The sequence below is a fragment of the Shimia abyssi genome (genome assembly GCF_003014475.1).
Classification (GTDB): Bacteria; Pseudomonadota; Alphaproteobacteria; order Rhodobacterales; family Rhodobacteraceae; genus Shimia; species Shimia abyssi.
The window spans coordinates 18,558-36,308 of record NZ_PYGJ01000008.1 but is presented as its reverse complement, the minus strand read 5'-3'; the positions used below and the strand labels follow the sequence as shown (position 1 = coordinate 36,308).

Below are 17,751 nucleotides of genomic sequence, written 5' to 3'. Positions count from 1 at the left end.
GCGCAATTGCACTGTCAAAGGCAAGCCTTCAGAACTCAGATTGATCCACATTCATCAACCGAACACGGTCCTGAGCGCCTTCTGGCGATTTCGCGCCGATAATCCAAAATTTGCGCGCGGACATTTCCAGCGCAAACCAATCGGCCAGCGCAACGGCATCGCGTGGCTCTGCGGATGGGCCATCCACCGCATCCAAAACGATCTTTGACGGCGCCCAAACGCAGATTTGCCCATTTTTCATGGCCCAATCCAGCTCGGTCCGGGTACTAACCACCACGCATCGATGATCGCGCGCAGCAAGCACCCATGCATTTTGTTCAATGGTCAGCAAATCGACACGTCGCTGCGTCAACGCATGTCCGGTTTGTGGCGCTGGCATCTCGCCTGCGCCAACGCAAAAAATAACTGGCGCGTCATCGTTCTCCAGCTGATCAATCCAGCCCTTCAGATGCGGAGAAGCCACTGCCTCATTCGACAGAAAAACCACACGCGGATGCTCGGCTTCTTCCTCGACCGGATCCACGGGCACCACGGCGGCAACTTTGCGACTGCGGACAATTTCCACGCCCAGCGCGCCGGGACCCCGGTCCAGCTTCTCGATTCGCACAAAAACGCGCATCGCTTGCGGTTCTAACAGAATACGATCGGCCACGCGCGCGGCCAATGTTTCCAAAAGGTTCAGACGCTCCGCTGCTAGCTCAAATGCAATCGCTTCGGTCACACGGTCATATGACAATATGCGATCCACATCGTCTTCAACCGGGTCTTGGATAGGCCGCACTTCGACCACAACATTGAAACAGATGCGTTGCGTGGTTCCGCGCTCGGCCTGAAAGGCGCCAATATCAACTTCGACAATGTGATCTCGCAACGAGATCCGGTCCATCGGATCAGATCCTGATGTCGCCTCTGAGCGTTCAGAAGGATGGGCAAACGCCAATCGAATTTCATTAGTCATTGTGCCGCTCCCATGGGCTACCGGGTGATCGAAGAACTAACGCCCCGCGCCGCGCACATCATCGCTTTGCACGGCAATTAAGCGGCAAAACACGTCATGTACACAGTTTCTGCCGTGTCTTTTTAGTTTTTGGAGATTCGGGTCGGCATCCGATAAAAGTGATGCACACCAATCGTCGCCGTCCGCGTAAACTTACGCGACCAGGATGGGCTAACAGCCTTGGTGTGATAATGAGTTGCCCCCTCGGTTAGCGTCTTCGGGGCACCTTCAAGCAAAAAGCTGGCCACCTTGCCGACACGCTCATAGGCGCCTTTTTCGTGAATACGATTTGTGACGCCGTCACAATTATACGTAAACTGGCATCCATACTTGCGCCCGCTCGCAGTGCCTTGTTTGATCACACCACACACGCTTTCAGGAAAATTACCATGCTCGGCGCGGTTCAAGATCACTTCCGCAACGGCAAACTGCCCCATCACGCTTTCTCCGCGTGCTTCAAAATACAGCGCCTCAGAGAGACACTGCCATTGCTCGCCACGTTTTGCCTTGTCGACCGGAGGCTGCGCATCAATCCACGAACGACTGAACTGGATCTCTTTTGGCTTCACTTGATTGGGCGCAAAAAATTCACGGAGCTTCTTTCCGTCAAACAAAACCACACGCCGCTGTGTTTCGACGGCATCATCTGTTGTCGCAGGCGCTTCGGCATTTGCCACGCCAGCACTCAAAGTGATCGCCAAAACAGCACTAATGAAGTTACGCATCGCGTCCTCTATCGGTTGCCAGACAGCACAATTCCTGCCCCAAACTCGCGACGTCTTACCTCAATTGCTTAAAATCGTCTAGATAGGCGCTTTGTCACAGCGGCAGAACCGACACTAGCAAGCTCAAGACTTTCAGATAACGTGTTGATTCAGCTTATTTTGTCCCGAATAGCCAGTTGAGCCGCCGCCAACCGGGCAACCGGGACCCTGAATGGCGAGCACGACACATAGTCCAGCCCGATCTGGCGACAGAAGTCTATCGATTCGGGGCTACCCCCGTGTTCTCCGCATACAGACAGCTTCAGATCGGGCCGCGCTGCACGTCCTCGTTCCGATCCCAGTTTAAGCAATTCACCGACGCCCTCTCGGTCCAAAATGTGAAACGGGTCTTCGGGGAACACACCCTGATTGACATATGGCGACATGAATCGCCCGGCGTCATCGCGTGACAAACCATAAGTCATCTGTGTCAGATCGTTGGTGCCAAAACTGAAAAAGTCGCAATGCGGAGCGATGTCTTCTGCCCTTAGCGCGGCCCGTGGTGTTTCCACCATAACCCCAAGTAGATAGTCGAAATCCATCCCACTTTCTGTACGAACGGCGGCAGCGACTGCATCAATCTTGGTTTTGACCAACTCAACCTCGCGCTTGGCCGACACCAGCGGGATCATCACTTCGGGTGTGACCGGCGCACCATCTTTGGCCGCTAACAATGTTGCCTCAAAAATTGCACGCGCCTGCATTTCGTAAATCTCAGGTACCGTAATACCAAGGCGCACACCGCGCATCCCCAGCATCGGGTTATACTCACCGAGCGCCTCAACACGCCGCGTCACATCCGACAGCGGCAGATTAAGCGCCTCCGCTAGATCCCTCAGACCGGCACGGTCCGTTGGCAGAAACTCGTGCAAAGGCGGGTCAAACAAACGCACACAAACCGGCAAGCCCTTCATGGTCCGAAACAGTTCGGCAATACTGTCGCGCTGCAAGGGCAGTATCTGCTCCAACGCAGCGGCCCGGTCTTCTGGACCATCTGCAAAAATCATCTCACGAATGGCGATCAAGCGATCCGCCTGAAAGAACATGTGCTCTGTCCGGCACAGGCCAATCCCTTCGGCTTTGAAGTTCAATGCAGTCAACGCGTCATCCGGCGTGTCGGCATTTGCACGCACCCCGATGTCGCGCTCATCATCTGCCCAGCTCATCAGGGTTTTGAACTCATCATTCAATGCCGCCTCAACCATCGGCGCCTCTCCGGCCAGAATATCGCCGTTTGAGCCATCAACGGTGATCACATCACCTTCACGAAACTCGCGACCATCCGGCGTGACAAGCCGTTTCTTACGGGTCTGAAACCGCACCGATGACGCGCCCACGACGCAAGGCAACCCCAAGCCGCGCGCGATCACTGCAGCATGACTGGTGATACCGCCACGTTCCGTCAGCGCTGCACTAGCGGCGTGCATACCGCGAATATCCTCTGGATTCGTCTCCCGACGCACCAGCACACAGGCCTCTCCGCGTGCCGCACTGGCCTGTGCTTCTGCCGCTGAGAATACAATCCGACCACTCGCAGCTCCGGGGCTGGCGGCGACACCCGTCCCGACCACGTCACGCTCAGCTGCGGCATCAACCTGTCGGTGCAACAATTCGTTTAAGGCGCGCGGCTTTATGCGCATCAGCGCCTCTTCCCGCGGAATAATCTTGTCATTGGCCAGCGAAACAACAATTCGCACCGCGGCGCGCGCGGTCCTCTGAATACGCATACCGTCCAAGATATGAACTTGACCATTATCCAGCGCAAATTCGCACTGCATCTCTTCGCGCAGTTTGCTCCGCATCACTGCGGCATGCACCTTAAGTTGTTCGAACGCCTCGGGTGCTCTCTCTTCTAGCGACGGCCCCCGCGCGTCTTTCTCCAGGAATTGCGCACCGACACCACTGTGCAACGCGTCGCGCCCCTGCCCTTGGCTCAGATACCGGCCCGTCACCTGCGGCAACCCGGTGTCGCTGCTCACCAACTGCAACACTCCAGAGCCACACTCACCCGGTCCAACGCCCAAAACCAGCGACTGAACCACCAGCCCCAGCCCGGCATCCGCTGGCGCCCCTTTGGCCTGTCGCAGCAATCTGGCGGTTGTCCCTTCCCATGCCCGCGCCATGGAACGTAAAACACCACGCAACTGATCCCCGCGCGCTTGTGGAAAAGGCTCCTCAGCCTCGTCTTCATACGCGCTCAGGAATTGTGCGACCAAGTCCGACGCATCCATATCCAGATCATCAAATATATCAGGATCCAGCCGCGCCACATGGGTCGAGTAGCTCTGAATGAACCGCACATAAAGCTGTGCTGCCGTTCTGGCGCCAATGCGATCGCTTAACGATTTCATCCGCGCATCATTCATCCCGATGTTCAGCACAGCCCCCGGCCCGCCCCAATCAGGATCTTCAGAGGACGGACGGACGCATAGCAGTTGATCATCAGCAAAATGTTCAAGAATGCGCGACACGTCGGGCGCGTCGCCCGCAGCAATCCGATGCACCTCGTCAAAGCTAAGCGCGACGGTGTCCGGAACCGGCAGATCCAAACGCACAAGGCGCTGCATGCATTTCGCACGGCCTCCATGTGTATGCGCCGTAATCGGCGCATCCGTGGTGATCAAACAGATATCAGATGTGTATTGCTGCACTGCGGCATCCTTCTTTGACACCGCAGCATAGCCTCACAGATGTGTGAAGCAAGGGAAAGCTTCGCCCACCTAACGCGACAGAATTACCCCTCGACGCGCTCTAACTCCGCAACCCCGGAACAGATGGTACGAATGCGCGACAACAGGTTCAAACGGTTGCGGCGCACAACCTCGTTTTCACTATTGACCTGCACCGCTTCAAAGAACCCGTCTATCGGTGCGCGCAGAGAGGCCATGGTTCCCATGGCCGACGCGAAATCTTCGGCCTCGATGGCCGAAGAGATCGCCCCCTCCGCGGAATCCAGCGCCGCAAACAGGGCCTTTTCGCTGTCATCTTCGGCAAACTTGACGTCCGCGCCATAAGAATACTCGACCCCATCTTTCAGCTCGGCCTGGCTCAAAATATTGTTGGCCCGCTTAAACCCCTGCAGCAGGTTTTCGCCGTCATCCGTGCTCATGAAATCCTGCAACGCCCGCGCGCGTTTCACCAACAGACTCAGATCATCATTACCCGGCATCGCGATACAGGCGTCGATCACATCATGACGAATGCCCTGATCGCGCAGGTAGACTTTGAGGCGGTCGTGGAAAAAGGAAAGGAGATCGCTGGAAGTATCCGGCACTCGTAGCCGCACTGCGTCCAGCGCCTTGGGCAAATCACCGTCAAATGCGTCTTGAACCGTGCGCACTGCTGCACCAAGCACGCCGTGGTCGCTAATCTCAGACAACATGTCGCGCATCAACTTAGCGGCGATGTCATCATCCTTATTTTGCGCAATTTCATGGCGCAGCAACTGTCCATCGAAATATCGATCCAATGACAGACGCAACCCATTTTCCAACACCAACCGAATAACACCCAGCGCTGCCCGACGCAGCGCAAATGGGTCTTTCGACCCGGTCGGTTTCTCATCAATCGCCCAGAACCCGGTCAATGTGTCCAGCTTATCTGCCAGCGCGACAGTCACCGACACCGGTGCATTTGGCACGTCATCGGACGGGCCCAACGGTGAATAATGCTCTTCCGCCGCCGCAGCCACATCCGCGCTCAACCCGGCCTTTTCGGCGTAATAACGCCCCATCAGCCCCTGCAACTCCGGGAACTCATAAACCATTTCCGAACTCAGATCGGCCTTGGCAAACCGCGCTGCCGCCGCAACGGACTCAGCTTCCGCCCCAGTCACAGCAGCCAGTTCACCCGCCAGCGCCGCAATCCGCGCAATGCGCTCGCCCTGACTTCCCAGCTTGTTGTGGAAGGTCACGTTGCTCAGGCTATCCAACCAATCCTGCGCCCCAGCCGCGGCCACGCGCAGATCGTTTTCCCAAAAGAATTTCGCATCAGATAGACGTGCAAACAGAACCTTCTGGTTGCCCGCCAAAATCGTTGCACCATTGTCCGCCGTCTCACGGTTCGCCACCGTAACAAACTTCTCGATCCGACCCGTCTTAGGGTTCTTCACCGAGAAAAACTTCTGATGCTCCTTCATCGACGTTTGCAGCACCTCTGGCGGCAACCCCAGGAAATCTTCCGCAATGTCGCCCATCAGCACAACCGGCCATTCCACCAGCCCTGCAACCTCGGCCAACAGCCCTTTGTCCTCAACCACCTCCAGCCCTTGGGCAAAGGCCATATTGGTCGCATCGTTCCAGATATGATCTGCCCGCTCGCCCGCGTTCAGCACCACATGATTGCGTTTCAGCTTGGCTTCATAATCTTCAAACCCGGTGACAGAGAAACGGTCCCCGCCCATAAATCTGTGCCCTTCGGTGCTGTCACCTGCTTTGATCCCATCAATGTCCAGCGGCACCACCGAATGCCCGTCTTCGGCGCTCAGGATGCACAGGATCGAATGCAACGGACGAACCCAACGCAACGACCCCGCTCCCCAGCGCATGGATTTGGGCCAAGGGAAGTTACGGATGGTGTCTTCCAGCACCTCCGCCACGATCTCCGCTGCCCCGCGACCCGGCTTGGTGATCGTCGCGAAATAAACGGCCCCTTTAGGTGTTTCGCGCTCCTCCAGATCCTCGCGCGCCACTCCGGCCCCGCGCAGAAAACCCTCAATCGCCTTGTCTGGCGCACCGACTTTGGGCCCTTTGCGCTCTTCACGCACCGTCGGGCTTTCGGCCAACAACCCTTCCAGCGCCAATGTCAAACGGCGCGGCGTCGACAGCGCCTGCGCCCCGGCATAGGTCAATCCTGCCTCGACCAAACCATCAGTCACCCGCTTTTTCAGGTCTTCTGCTGCGCGCGCCTGCATGCGGGCGGGGATTTCCTCAGAGAAAAGTTCGATCAAGAGATCAGGCATGACGGGTCCTTAGAAGTTCACGATTGTCTGTATGACAATCGCATTGGCGATATCCACGAAAAAAGCCGACACAAGCGGCAAAACGACAAAAGCGATGGGCGACGGGCCGTAACGTTTGGTCACAGCCGTCATGTTGGCGATGGCGGTTGGCGTCGCGCCCAGCGAAAAACCGGCAAACCCGGCGGCCAGCACCGCCGCGCGATAGCCCCGGCCCAAGACCGGAAACAGCACATAAACCACGAACAGCACAGTCACCACCGTCTGCAAGGCAATCGTGACAGCAATCGCGCTGCCCAGTCCGGCAAGCGAGCCAAAATCAAGTGTCATCAACGATATCGCCAGAAACGCACCCAGCGCGAAATCTGAAATGACAGCCAGGGATGGCGTCCGCGAGATTGGTTTTGACTTGGGAAACAGCACGGTTTGCAGATTGCCCAGCGCAATCCCCACGATCAGACAGGGCACAAACAGCGGCAGCTTGAGCCCCGCTTCGCTCAACACCCCGTGCAGCACATAGCCGCCCAGAATCGCGAGGTTCAGCGCCAGAAACGTGCGCATCAGGCTCACATGCGTGATCTCACCCGCCTGATCTTCGTCTTTATACGGCACACCAATCGTGTTGCCCTCATCTGGACGATCCGGCGTCAAATCATATCGCTCCACCAGATATTTGGCGATCGGTCCACCAACCACAGCCGCGAGCACCAACCCCAAGGTCGCCACAGCTACACCCAGCTCGGCCGCACTCTCAAGCCCGGTTGCGGCCTGCACATTTGGCGCCCAGGCAATCGCCGTGCCATGCCCGCCAATCAATGCGGCAGAGCCAAACAGCACACCCGATTGCGCTGGAAACCCGAACAAGACCGCCCCAAAAACACCGATCCCGCTCTGCAACACAATGGTCACAAACGTCAGTATCAAAAGTAAAATCAACGGCTTGCCGCCCGCGATCAAATCCCCCAGCCGCGCATTCAACCCAATTCCGGCGAAAAACAACACTAGAAAGAAATCTCGCACAGTCATTTCAAAGCTAATCGAATTGCCCGACAGCGCCGCGTAAATCCCAAAACATGCCGCCGCGATCAGCCCGCCAGTCACAGGTTCAGGAATATTAAACTCGCGCAGAAATGCCACTTTACGTGTCAGCCGTGCCCCAAGCAGAAAAACCGCAAGGCCAAGCGTTGCAGTGATGAACTCGGGTATGACTATAACCTGTGCCATAAAACGTCACTCCCCCGGTTTGGGCGGACAGCCCTCAGGTGCACGTTTGCCATCAAAGACAACTTCGCCGCACTTGTTGATCTGGTGCCAAACAAACCCGCGCCCGTCAGGCAAAACGGCAACAACACGATCGATGCCATAGAGCACGTTTTCCGTCCCCATGAATGCCAACGCTTCGCCCTCTTCTAGCGCAAAGCCAACTTCCTTGGCATCAAAGCAATCGAACCATTTTGGCGCAACAAGAGGCTCTGGGTTTTCATAAGTCACATATGTTTCAGTCATCATGCCGACGCTCATCGACGTCGTGAAACACGCGCGATAGCGGATCGGCGAGCTGTCAGAGTCGATCGCCTGAAAAGCCTCATATGAAACGGCCTCTGGCCGCTTAGTGGCCTGCGACGTCATCTGCACATCATCGGTACCAGTCACCGGAACCTCGTCGTAATACGCATAGACCTGCAACCAATACATGGCAATTCCGGCCACAATGGCGGTCACAACCACAAAGCTCGCGAAAATCTTGCCGCTCATGCGCACCCCCAACTGGCATAATTGCCGAATTCCTTGCAGGCGCTGATTGCGCGCCCCATAGTCGACCTCACCAACAATTCACAGAGATCCTTTTCCCCATGACCGATAGCTTTGTCATTTCCATGTTCGGCGCCTTGTTTGCCGTCATGAATCCGTTTGTAAACCTGCCGATTTTCCTCGGACTGACGGATGGCATGGATCCCGCGGCGCAACGACGCACGGCGCTCCAGATGGTACTCTACACCGCCGTGACATGTGCCATCGTTGCAGTCGCCGGTTCGGCCATTCTCAACTTTTTTGGCATCTCGATTGACGCCTTCCGCGTCGCCGGCGGCCTCGTTCTTTTGCAAATCGGCTTTCATATGCTTAACGGAAGTGAAAGCCCCGCCCATCATGGGTCCGAAGGCGAAAAGCGCCAGCCTGCGTCCAACGACAGCATCGCCTTTTACCCCATGACGTTCCCTATGTTGGTGGGCCCCGGCACCATCACGACTTTGATCCTCTTCGCCGGTCAAGCCAAAGGCATCAGCGGTTGGACAGAGTATGGCGCTTGTGTCGCGCTGGTTCTCCTTATCCTTGCTGTCGTGCTCTATTTTGCAGGAAACATTGGCCATCACCTCACCCGAACGGCGCGCACGATCATGACCCGCCTGATGGGGATGATCCTGCTCGCCATTGCCATCGGCATGATCGCCGACGGTGCAAAAGTGTTGTTGCCCGGCCTGTCCTGACACGTCGATCACGCGGCATCGCCCGCGACAAAACCACCGGCATCGGTCAACACAAACGCATCCGCGCACTGCTTGGCCAGCGCGCGCACGCGCCCGATATAGGCTTGCCGTTCGGTCACAGAGATCACGCCGCGCGCATCCAACAAGTTAAAAAGGTGAGACGCCTTGATGCACTGGTCATAGGCCGGGTGCACCATGATAATGCGCTTGCCAGTCTTCGGGTCGACATGCTCTTGCGCCAAAATCGCCTCGCATTCGGCCTCAGCCTCTTCAAAGTGCTTTAGCAACACATCCGTGTTGGCCACGTCAAAATTCCAGCGGCTATATTCCTGCTCCGTCTGGCCGAAAACATCCCCATAGCTCAGCGCAATTGGCCCCTGCGGATCATTAAACGGCATGTCCATCACATGATCCACACCCAAGACATACATCGCCAAACGCTCCAAGCCATAGGTCAGCTCGCCTGACACCGGATGGCAATCATGCCCACCAACCTGCTGGAAATAGGTAAATTGGCTGACCTCCATGCCATCACACCACACTTCCCAGCCAAGACCCCACGCACCCAGCGTCGGGCTTTCCCAGTCGTCCTCAACAAAGCGAATGTCATGCATCTCCATGTCGATGCCAATTGCCTCAAGGCTGCCCAGATACAGCGCCTGCAAACCTGGGGGGCTGGGTTTTATCAGGACCTGATACTGATAATAATGCTGTAACCGGTTCGGGTTCTCGCCATAACGCCCATCTGTTGGTCGGCGCGACGGCTGCACATAGGCGGCTGCCCATGATTTTGTGCCCAGCGACCGCAGCGTCGTGGCCGGGTGGAACGTACCCGCGCCAACTTCCATGTCGTATGGCTGCATAATCGCACAGCCCTTTTCAGCCCAGTAATTTTGAAGCCGCAGGATAATCTCCTGAAAGCTGCGGGGTTTGCTATCGGTTTGTGCCATGGCCATGCCTCTTGGAAACGCGGGTCTTGCTTATGCGCCTGCGCACGTGGGGTCAATTGCACGATCACGCAAATTAGAGATGCAACACGCTACCAAACTGTTAAACAGGACACACCAAAACATCTTTACGAATTCCAGAGGCCCATTATCACTATGTTGCGCGTATTTCTGTCGCTATTCGCCACCCTCATCTTCTGCGTCTCAGCAGCATTTGCCCAAACCGCCAGCGAAGACGTTGTTTTTGTTCAGCTTGAAGCTCAGCCCAGCCTGACCGTCGCCGAACAACGCATCCGATCCTACAGCGACCGGATGCAAGATGTGAATGGGTTTTCACTGGGCGGAGGCTGGTATGCCATCGCCCTTGGTCCATACCGTCGCGCAGACGCAGAATCAGTCCTGCGAGTATATCGCTCCGAAGGTCTGATCCCGCTGGATGCCTATATTTCCGGCTCCGATGCGTATCGCAGTCAATTTTGGCCTGTCGGGGCCAATGCCCTGAATGATCAGCCAGCATCCTCTCCCGAAGCCGCGCCAGAAGTCGAAAGCGTTGTTCCCGCCGGGCCGCGACCCTCCGATGAAACTGTGCGCGAGGCCCGCGCGTCCGAGGCGCGCCTGACCCGTGCCGAGCGTATGGAGCTGCAATCATGGTTAAAATGGGCAGGTTTCTATGGCGCCGCAATCGACGGTGCCTTTGGTCGCGGCACGCGTGGCTCTATGGCGGCGTGGCAACGAGCCAATAACTTCGAAGAAACAGGTGTTCTTACCACGCTCCAGCGCGACACTTTGCGCAACCAGTTTTTTGCGGTTCTAGAAGGTATGAACCTGCAACTGGTAACAGATCTGGACGCCGGGATTGAAATGCAAATCCCGCTGGGCGCAGTGCGCAAAACCATCACGGAATACCCGTTCGTGCAATATGATACGACCGGCAGCGTCCCAGCGGCCAAAGTCTTGCTGATCAGCCAAGAAGGAAATCAATCCACTCTCTTTGGCCTCTACGACATCATGCAAACGCTCGAAATCGTACCGCTTGAGGGACGTCGCGAGCGCAAAGACCGTGGTTTCATCCTGATTGGTGAAAACAGTAAAATTGTCTCTCACACCGAGGTTGTCCTGAAAGATGGCGAAGTAAAGGGCTTCACGCTCGTCTGGCCCGCGGGAGATGAGGAACGCCGCACGCGCATCTTGGGCGAGATGCAAAACAGCCTGACCCGTATTGACGGCTCGCTGGACCCCGCCGCTGGTAATAATCCGGCACAGGACATCGATCTTTTGGCCGGTTTGCAAGTGCGCCGCCCCAGCCTGTCGCGCTCTGGTTTTTTCATTGACCGTACTGGACGTGTTGTCACCACCGCCGAGGCTGTGCGCGGTTGCACCAAAGTCACGCTAGAAGGGGATTACGACGCCGATGTCACCTCTGTTGATGAGGCGCTTGGTATCGCCATCCTAACACCCAGCACCGCTTTGGCCCCGATCAGCGTCGCCACGCTGCGCCGCGGTGCCCCACGTCTGCAATCGGACATCGCTGTGTCAGGGTATTCCTACGAAGGCCAACTTGGAGCGCCAACGATGACCTTTGGCCAGCTGGCTGACGTTAAAGGTTTGGGCGGTGAACAGGAACTCGCTCGTCTTGCCCTCGCCCCGCAACCCGGTGATGCCGGGGGCCCAGTGTTTGACGCGGGCGGGTCAGTCTTTGGGATGCTCCTTCCACGCGCCAATGGCGGAGGCCAGCAACTGCCCGGTCAGGTCAGTTTTGCCGTCAACGCAGACGCGATCCGTGCGCTTCTGGAACAAGAAGGTATCCGCGCCGCTACATCTGAAGGTGCGGGCCTAATGGCGCCCGAAGATCTCACACGCCACGCAAGCGGCATGACCGTCTTGGTCAGCTGCTGGCAGTAATCTTACCCCTGAAGCTTTAACCCTGATGGCCTCACCCGAGGCCATCAGGGTTGGGTTCCCTAGGCCAAGCCCGGCGTCATGCGAATAACCGTCGGGCGGTCTTTTTCAAACGCTGCCAGCAATGCCGCCTGCAATTCAGTGATATTGCCCGGTGCCTCTGCGTCGCAACCATATGCCTCGGCCAGTTTCCCGAAATCCGGATTGACCGCTTCAACCGCATTTGGCGCAATCTGACTGGCGACCATGCTGTCCTCGATTTCCTTAAGCTTAGCATTGTCCCATAACAGCACCGGTATCCCCAGTTTCATCTCAACAGCCGCACCCAGCTCTTGGATTGTGTACTGGAATCCGTAATCCCCGGCGATGCAAACCGTCGGCTTACCCGGTCGCGCCATTGCACCCCCAATGGCAGCCGGCAGCGCATACCCCAATGTGCCAAAACCCGTCGGATGGTGCCAGTGCCCCGATTTGGGCATGTTCCACATTTCCTTGGCGACATAGGCAAACTGCGTCATATCAGAGAAGATCATCGCGTCTTCAGGCATGACCTCTCGCAACGCGTCGCATAGCGGTACAATCCCGGGCCGCGCCGCGTCGACCTCGGCGCGGAAACGCTGTTTGGCGACGTAAATGTCATCTGCATTCCATTTTGTGGCGGTTTCATTGGGCAAATGCCCCAGAAGCTCTTGCACAAAATCCTGCCCATCCGCCTGAATGCACACATCCGCGCAATGCCGATCCGCCAGCACCTCTGGATCAATATCTACGCGTACCAACGGACAGTTATGTCCCAGCTGATCACGCCAGAGATCATTCTCAGATAGCTCTGTGCCAATGGCGACCACCAGATCGGCCTCGCCAATGATCCGTTCACTTTCAGGGCGCCCCAGAAAACAGCCAAAGCTCATCGGATCATCCGCCGCCAGCAAGCCACCACCGGCATATGTTGTAAACGCTGCTGCACCGCTGCGCTGGAGCAGATCACGCACATTGCGCTCAACCGGCGGTGTGTCGGTTTCCGCATTGCTCACAAGTCCGCCGCCAAAAATGAAAAGTGGTTTCTTGGCGGCCAGAATATCCTCAGCCAACACTTGCTGAGATCCCGCCTGCATGGCCCCACCGCTGCGCCCATCTGCACCCGGACGTTCGGCGCGCGCGGGTTTGGACAGTGACCCTGCCAACGCAATCGGCACCTGTATGTGTTTTGCGCGCGCACGCCGACGGTCAAACTCTTCCAGCGCGCGATCCACGAGGCGGAACACCTCCTCGGCGCTTCCCGCCTCCTCGGACCAGTCGCACACCGTTGCGGCCGCGCCTCTCTGATCGCGCATCTGGTGCAATTGCCCTCGTCGTCCCGCGGTTTCATCCAGACAGGACGAAATCACCAGAATCGGCACGCTGTCCGAATAAGCCTGCCCCATCGGTGTCATGATATTGCACAACCCCGGCCCGGTGATCACATAGGCCACGCCAGGCTTGCCGCTCGCGCGTGCATAACCATCGGCCATAAACCCGGCGCCTTGTTCATGACGCGCCAGCACGTGCTTGATCCCGGCCTCCTCGATACCGCGATACATCTCGACATTGTGCACCCCCGGAATGCCAAAAATCACGTCGACACCACGTGCCTTTAGCATATGGGAAATCTGCGCACCCAATGGCCGCAGCCCCTCGTTTTCACCCGCCATCATGCTCTCCAGAATTGAACGGTAAAGAGTACATAGACCGCCAGAAGCTCCAGCCGCCCAATCAACATGCCAACGGTCAGCAGCCATTTGGCCGCGTCGTTGAGCGTTGCAAAGTTACCCGAGGGGCCAATGATATCACCCATCCCCGGCCCGATATTGGCTAACGCCGCCGCCGCACCCGACACGGATGTCGTCAGATCCAGCCCGGTCATGCTCAGCAGCACCGCCAGCCCCCCCAGCGTCACTGTGAAGAACACGAAGAACGACATGACCGACCCCAGCACGTCCTCCTCGATCTTGCGTCCCTGATAGCGGGCAGTGAAAACACCGCTTGGATGCTGGATCTTGAGCAGCTGTGCCTTGATAGACGCGAATAACAGCTGATATCGGAACACTTTGATCGAGCAGGCTGTCGATCCCGCGCACCCGCCGATCAATCCGGTAAAGAACAGTACCGCCACCGGAAAACCGCCCCAAATCATATAGTCCGTGCTTGCGTACCCCGTTCCTGTCAACAGCGAGACACTGTTGAACATGACTTTACGCAGGCTCTCTTCATCGCGCATTCCGTTCACCAGAAACTGCCACGCCGCCAGCATCACAACGATCACCAACGCTGTTGCCAGAAAGGCCCGAATCTGAGTGTCCTTCACCAATGGTTTCGCGGTTCCTGCGGTCAATTGCACAAACCGCACAAATGGCAGCGCCGCCAGCAACATGAACACAACCGCGACATATTCAGTGCCTTGCGAAAACGCGCCAAAGGACGCGTCATAATTTGCGAACCCACCCGTAGCCAGCGTGGTCATTGCGTGCACCACCGCATCAAACGCGCTCATACCTGTCGCAACATAACAAATTGCACAAGCAATCGTCAGCGCCAGGTAAATCACTGAGATCCTCGAGCTGATTTCCGTCGCGCGTGGCAGAATTTTCCCAAAGGTATCAAACCCTTCCGAGCGGAAGATTTGCATCCCACCCACCCGTAGTTCTGGTAGGAAAACCATCGCAACAACAATAATCCCGATCCCGCCCAGCCATTGCAGCAACCCGCGCCACAACAATATACCCCGTGGCAATTCTTCAAGGTTCGAGAAAACGGTCGAACCCGTCGTTGTCAAACCCGACATCGCCTCAAACACGGCGTCGACAAATCGCGCCTCGGTTTCGCCCACCATAAATGGCAACGCACCAAAAAACGGCAATGCTAGCCAGACACCGGTTGTCAAAAGAAAGGTCTGTTGCAGGCTCAGCCGGTCGCCACGCCCGTTGTGACAAGACAGCGAAACCAAACCACCAACAAGGATCGTCACAACTGCGCTCAGAAAAAAAACTGACCAATGTTCGGTGCCATCTAACAGATCGATAGCCATCGGAAGAAACATGGTCAAACCAAGCATAGCCACAAGCAGGCCAATCACGTATCCGACAGGGCGCAAATCAAACATTGCCGCAGCGTTGTCCTGTGCTCGCCGCACTGTCAAGCGGGATGCAGCCAGCGCGCAGAAATCGCCCTGTCTGTGTTGGCATTCAACCTACGTGGAACAGTGTCTTGAACAGTTTTGGATCGATGCTGTCGGTTGCGAACAACGTACCGTCCGTCAGAACCGACACCGCGTCATGGCTGTGCAAGCTTTCCTGATGGCTGGCAATAACGCGAAAATCGCCGATACGTGGGTCGTTCTTGAGCTGTTCGCAAAACAGACGCGCCGCATCTTCTACAAAGATCGGATTCGCTGCGTTTAGCTCTGCAAACGCTTGCTCATCTTCGCGCTTGACCATTACTTGCGTTTCACTGGGTACGGCAGTGCGCGCCAGCTCAATAAGGTCTTCAAACCACAGGCAATCTTCACCCAGAGTTTCCACCGAAATCCGCGCCACGGATCGCTGCGAATGAGGGGTCGCCAACTGCCCACGCGAGATGCGGGCATGTTCGCTCAATTCAAGAGAACACGGGCAAGTCGACGAATACACATAGTCCAAATGCATGATTTTATGCAGTTTCTCGCCGCGCTGCACCTTCTCCAGCGCGATATCGTAGTACTGAAACCCAGACAGACCGGAACGCAGGGATTCGATCTTCATCGGATAGCTAAAACGCATCTGCAAACGCGCATCAAAGCTCTCCAGGTCTGTGATGTAATCCGCCAGCGCCGCTTCCATCACCTCAAAGCTAAAGGTTTTTTCGGCATGCTTGTAAAACGAGCGCATAATCCGGGACATGTTGATGCCCTTTTTGTCCGCCTCAAGGCTCACCGTGCCCGTTACGCTGGTTTCCAGCGTAATGTCACCGTTGTCGCGGGTGCGAAACCGGATCGGCAGACGGAAGTTGGAAATGCCAACGTGCTGAATTTGCTGCTTTTCCCCTTTGATCAGGCTGCTAGGGCCATTTTGCAGGTCGGGCAATGTGGCGCGATACGCCTCATCCGCCACAAAATCCTCGGGATAGTTACGCAACAAATCGGGGTAATTGGTCATTGGCCGCTCGGGTAGCAACCTCGCAATCGCCGGATCCAGCTCCGCAATCTCCGTGACCGACGCGCTGGTGGCCCATGTGCGCAGCCGCTCCAGCGCATCGCGCGCTTCATCGAATGACATATTGTCCGAGCCTTTGGGCGTCTGCATGTTCATTGCGGGCCTGCCTTTGCTTAACCGTATAGCCTTACTAACTTAGTGAAATTGGCTTTGAATTGCCATTCTCGAAAAAGTGTACGCCAAATGCGACGCCGCGGATCATCCTTTGATGTCCGCGGCGCGATAAACTGACCAGTCAGAAAACTGCAAGCGTCTCACTTCACGCTTGCGAAGCCGCCAACGCCTGCGTGATATCCGCGATCAGGTCGTCGGCGTCTTCTAACCCTACCGAGAACCGGACCAGTCCGGGCGTGATACCCAATGTCTCGCGCTGTTCTTCGCTCAGGCGCTGGTGCGTTGTTGTGGCGGGGTGGGTTGCAATCGACTTTGCATCGCCCAGATTATTCGAAATTACCGCGACTTGCATTGCATTCAAAAACTTGAACGCCGCCTCCTGACCGCCTTTCAGATCAAGCGAAAACACTGTGCCGCCCTTACCATCGAGCTGGGTTTGAACCAAAGCGTTCTGCGCGTGGTCCTTTAGACCGGGGTAAATCACCCGATCCAAAGCGCCGTTGCCCTGCAACGCTTCTGCAATCGCCAGCGCACAGGTGACTTGTGCACGCACCCGCAGATCGATTGTCTCCAACCCTTTGAGCATGACCCAAGCGTTAAACGGCGACATGCTGCCGCCGGTGTGTTTCATATAAGGTTCAAGCGTCTTGCGGATGTATTCTTTGCTGCCCAGCACAACCCCGCCCAGCGTACGCCCCTGCCCGTCAATGTGCTTGGTCGCAGAATAAACCACCACGTCCGCGCCCTCTGCAATGGCATTGGAAAACACAGGGGTCGAAAACACGTTGTCCACGACAACTTTGGAACCGACCGAATGGGCAATCTTGGCAACGCTGGCAATGTCGATCACTTCTAGCGTTGGGTTCGACATGCTCTCAAAGAACACCACCTTAGTGTCCGGGCGCATCGCATTTTGCCATGCGTCCAGATCAGTGCCATCAACAAACGTAACCTCAACCCCGAAACGCGCCAGAATGTCTTCAAGAATATAGAGGCATGACCCAAACAAGGCCCGCGCCGAAACGACGTGGTCGCCCGCCTTGACCATCGACGTCAACGCGCCGCTGACCGCTGCCATACCGCTCGCGGTGGCAAATGCGTCTTCCGCACCTTCCAGCATCGCGATGCGTTCCTCGAACATGGCGACTGTCGGGTTGCCATAGCGGGCATAGATGAACTGATCCGGGCCGCTCTCGATAAACCGCGCCTGCGCCTGCTCTGCGCTGTCGTAAACAAAGCCCTGCGTCAGGAAAATTGCTTCGCTCACTTCGTTATACTGGCTCCTGCGGGTGCCACCATGAACTAACTTAGTTCGTTTGTTCAATTCACTCATTTTCGTCTCCTGGGCCATGTCCTGTGCC

The 17,751-nt window shown here is 56.6% G+C and carries 13 protein-coding genes; 2 read left to right on the top strand and 11 right to left on the bottom strand.

Annotated elements, in window-relative coordinates; all coding sequences use genetic code 11:
* Positions 1–28: 28 nt before the first annotated feature.
* The 6 genes from CLV88_RS13040 to CLV88_RS13015 all read right to left on the bottom strand — a co-directional run bounded on the left by CLV88_RS13040 (position 29) and on the right by CLV88_RS13015 (position 8,473).
* Positions 29–958: a dihydroneopterin aldolase gene (locus CLV88_RS13040; protein ID WP_106608852.1), complete on the bottom strand. Its 930-nt coding sequence runs from the start codon at positions 956–958 to the stop codon at positions 29–31.
* Positions 959–1,080: 122 nt separating this feature from the next.
* Complete coding sequence (locus CLV88_RS13035) at positions 1,081–1,722, bottom strand: cell wall hydrolase (RefSeq protein ID WP_106608851.1); 642 nt, start codon at positions 1,720–1,722, stop codon at positions 1,081–1,083.
* Between the two features lie 149 nt (positions 1,723–1,871).
* Positions 1,872–4,412: a putative PEP-binding protein gene (locus CLV88_RS13030; RefSeq protein ID WP_106608983.1), complete on the bottom strand. Its 2,541-nt coding sequence runs from the start codon at positions 4,410–4,412 to the stop codon at positions 1,872–1,874.
* A gap of 83 nt (positions 4,413–4,495) precedes the next feature.
* A complete protein-coding gene (glyS, locus tag CLV88_RS13025) occupies positions 4,496–6,721 on the bottom strand; it encodes a glycine--tRNA ligase subunit beta (RefSeq protein ID WP_106608850.1) in 2,226 nt (741 codons plus the stop codon).
* A 9-nt stretch (positions 6,722–6,730) separates the two neighbouring features.
* Positions 6,731–7,942, bottom strand: coding sequence for a sodium/glutamate symporter (gene gltS, locus CLV88_RS13020; protein WP_106608849.1), 1,212 nt, complete (start codon positions 7,940–7,942; stop codon positions 6,731–6,733).
* A 6-nt stretch (positions 7,943–7,948) separates the two neighbouring features.
* Positions 7,949–8,473, bottom strand: a complete 525-nt coding sequence (locus CLV88_RS13015) for a DUF6446 family protein (RefSeq protein ID WP_106608848.1) — start codon at positions 8,471–8,473, stop codon at positions 7,949–7,951.
* Between the two features lie 98 nt (positions 8,474–8,571).
* On the opposite strand from CLV88_RS13015, the gene CLV88_RS13010 reads away from it, so the two are divergent.
* The gene (locus CLV88_RS13010) at positions 8,572–9,204 is read left to right on the top strand and encodes a MarC family protein (protein ID WP_106608847.1); all 633 of its coding nucleotides are present in this window, start codon (positions 8,572–8,574) and stop codon (positions 9,202–9,204) included.
* A gap of 8 nt (positions 9,205–9,212) precedes the next feature.
* Here the strand turns inward: CLV88_RS13010 and CLV88_RS13005 are convergent, their stop codons facing one another.
* Complete coding sequence (locus CLV88_RS13005) at positions 9,213–10,154, bottom strand: glycine--tRNA ligase subunit alpha (RefSeq protein ID WP_106608982.1); 942 nt, start codon at positions 10,152–10,154, stop codon at positions 9,213–9,215.
* A 153-nt stretch (positions 10,155–10,307) separates the two neighbouring features.
* Between CLV88_RS13005 and CLV88_RS13000 the strand changes: the two genes are divergently transcribed.
* On the top strand, positions 10,308–12,053 hold the full coding sequence (locus CLV88_RS13000) for a serine protease (protein WP_106608846.1): 1,746 nt from the start codon (positions 10,308–10,310) through the stop codon (positions 12,051–12,053).
* 59 nt (positions 12,054–12,112) lie between these two features.
* Here CLV88_RS13000 and CLV88_RS12995 read toward each other — a convergent pair whose 3' ends face one another.
* The 4 genes from CLV88_RS12995 to metZ all read right to left on the bottom strand — a co-directional run bounded on the left by CLV88_RS12995 (position 12,113) and on the right by metZ (position 17,723).
* Positions 12,113–13,741 (bottom strand): 5-guanidino-2-oxopentanoate decarboxylase, encoded by a 1,629-nt coding sequence (locus tag CLV88_RS12995; protein ID WP_106608845.1) that lies wholly within the window; start codon positions 13,739–13,741, stop codon positions 12,113–12,115.
* Positions 13,741–15,189 (bottom strand): TrkH family potassium uptake protein, encoded by a 1,449-nt coding sequence (locus CLV88_RS12990; RefSeq protein ID WP_106608844.1) that lies wholly within the window; start codon positions 15,187–15,189, stop codon positions 13,741–13,743. Before CLV88_RS12990 ends, CLV88_RS12995 begins: the two co-directional genes overlap by 1 nt.
* Before the next feature lie 82 nt (positions 15,190–15,271).
* Positions 15,272–16,372, bottom strand: coding sequence for a GTP cyclohydrolase FolE2 (folE2, locus tag CLV88_RS12985; protein WP_106608843.1), 1,101 nt, complete (start codon positions 16,370–16,372; stop codon positions 15,272–15,274).
* Positions 16,373–16,535: 163 nt separating this feature from the next.
* Complete coding sequence (gene metZ / locus CLV88_RS12980) at positions 16,536–17,723, bottom strand: O-succinylhomoserine sulfhydrylase (protein WP_106608981.1); 1,188 nt, start codon at positions 17,721–17,723, stop codon at positions 16,536–16,538.
* Positions 17,724–17,751 lie beyond the last annotated feature (28 nt).

What these genes read in the sequence shown, in the direction of transcription:
- CLV88_RS13040 (WP_106608852.1), bottom strand. Translation starts at nt 958, where the DNA reads ATGACTAATGAAATTCGATTGGCGTTTGCCCATCCTTCTGAACGCTCA.
- CLV88_RS13035 (WP_106608851.1), bottom strand. Translation starts at nt 1,722, where the DNA reads ATGCGTAACTTCATTAGTGCTGTTTTGGCGATCACTTTGAGTGCTGGC.
- glyS (WP_106608850.1), bottom strand. Translation starts at nt 6,721, where the DNA reads ATGCCTGATCTCTTGATCGAACTTTTCTCTGAGGAAATCCCCGCCCGC.
- gltS (WP_106608849.1), bottom strand. Translation starts at nt 7,942, where the DNA reads ATGGCACAGGTTATAGTCATACCCGAGTTCATCACTGCAACGCTTGGC.
- CLV88_RS13015 (WP_106608848.1), bottom strand. Translation starts at nt 8,473, where the DNA reads ATGAGCGGCAAGATTTTCGCGAGCTTTGTGGTTGTGACCGCCATTGTG.
- CLV88_RS13010 (WP_106608847.1), top strand. Translation starts at nt 8,572, where the DNA reads ATGACCGATAGCTTTGTCATTTCCATGTTCGGCGCCTTGTTTGCCGTC.
- CLV88_RS13005 (WP_106608982.1), bottom strand. Translation starts at nt 10,154, where the DNA reads ATGGCACAAACCGATAGCAAACCCCGCAGCTTTCAGGAGATTATCCTG.
- CLV88_RS13000 (WP_106608846.1), top strand. Translation starts at nt 10,308, where the DNA reads ATGTTGCGCGTATTTCTGTCGCTATTCGCCACCCTCATCTTCTGCGTC.
- CLV88_RS12995 (WP_106608845.1), bottom strand. Translation starts at nt 13,741, where the DNA reads ATGGCGGGTGAAAACGAGGGGCTGCGGCCATTGGGTGCGCAGATTTCC.
- CLV88_RS12990 (WP_106608844.1), bottom strand. Translation starts at nt 15,189, where the DNA reads ATGTTTGATTTGCGCCCTGTCGGATACGTGATTGGCCTGCTTGTGGCT.
- folE2 (WP_106608843.1), bottom strand. Translation starts at nt 16,372, where the DNA reads ATGAACATGCAGACGCCCAAAGGCTCGGACAATATGTCATTCGATGAA.
- metZ (WP_106608981.1), bottom strand. Translation starts at nt 17,723, where the DNA reads ATGAGTGAATTGAACAAACGAACTAAGTTAGTTCATGGTGGCACCCGC.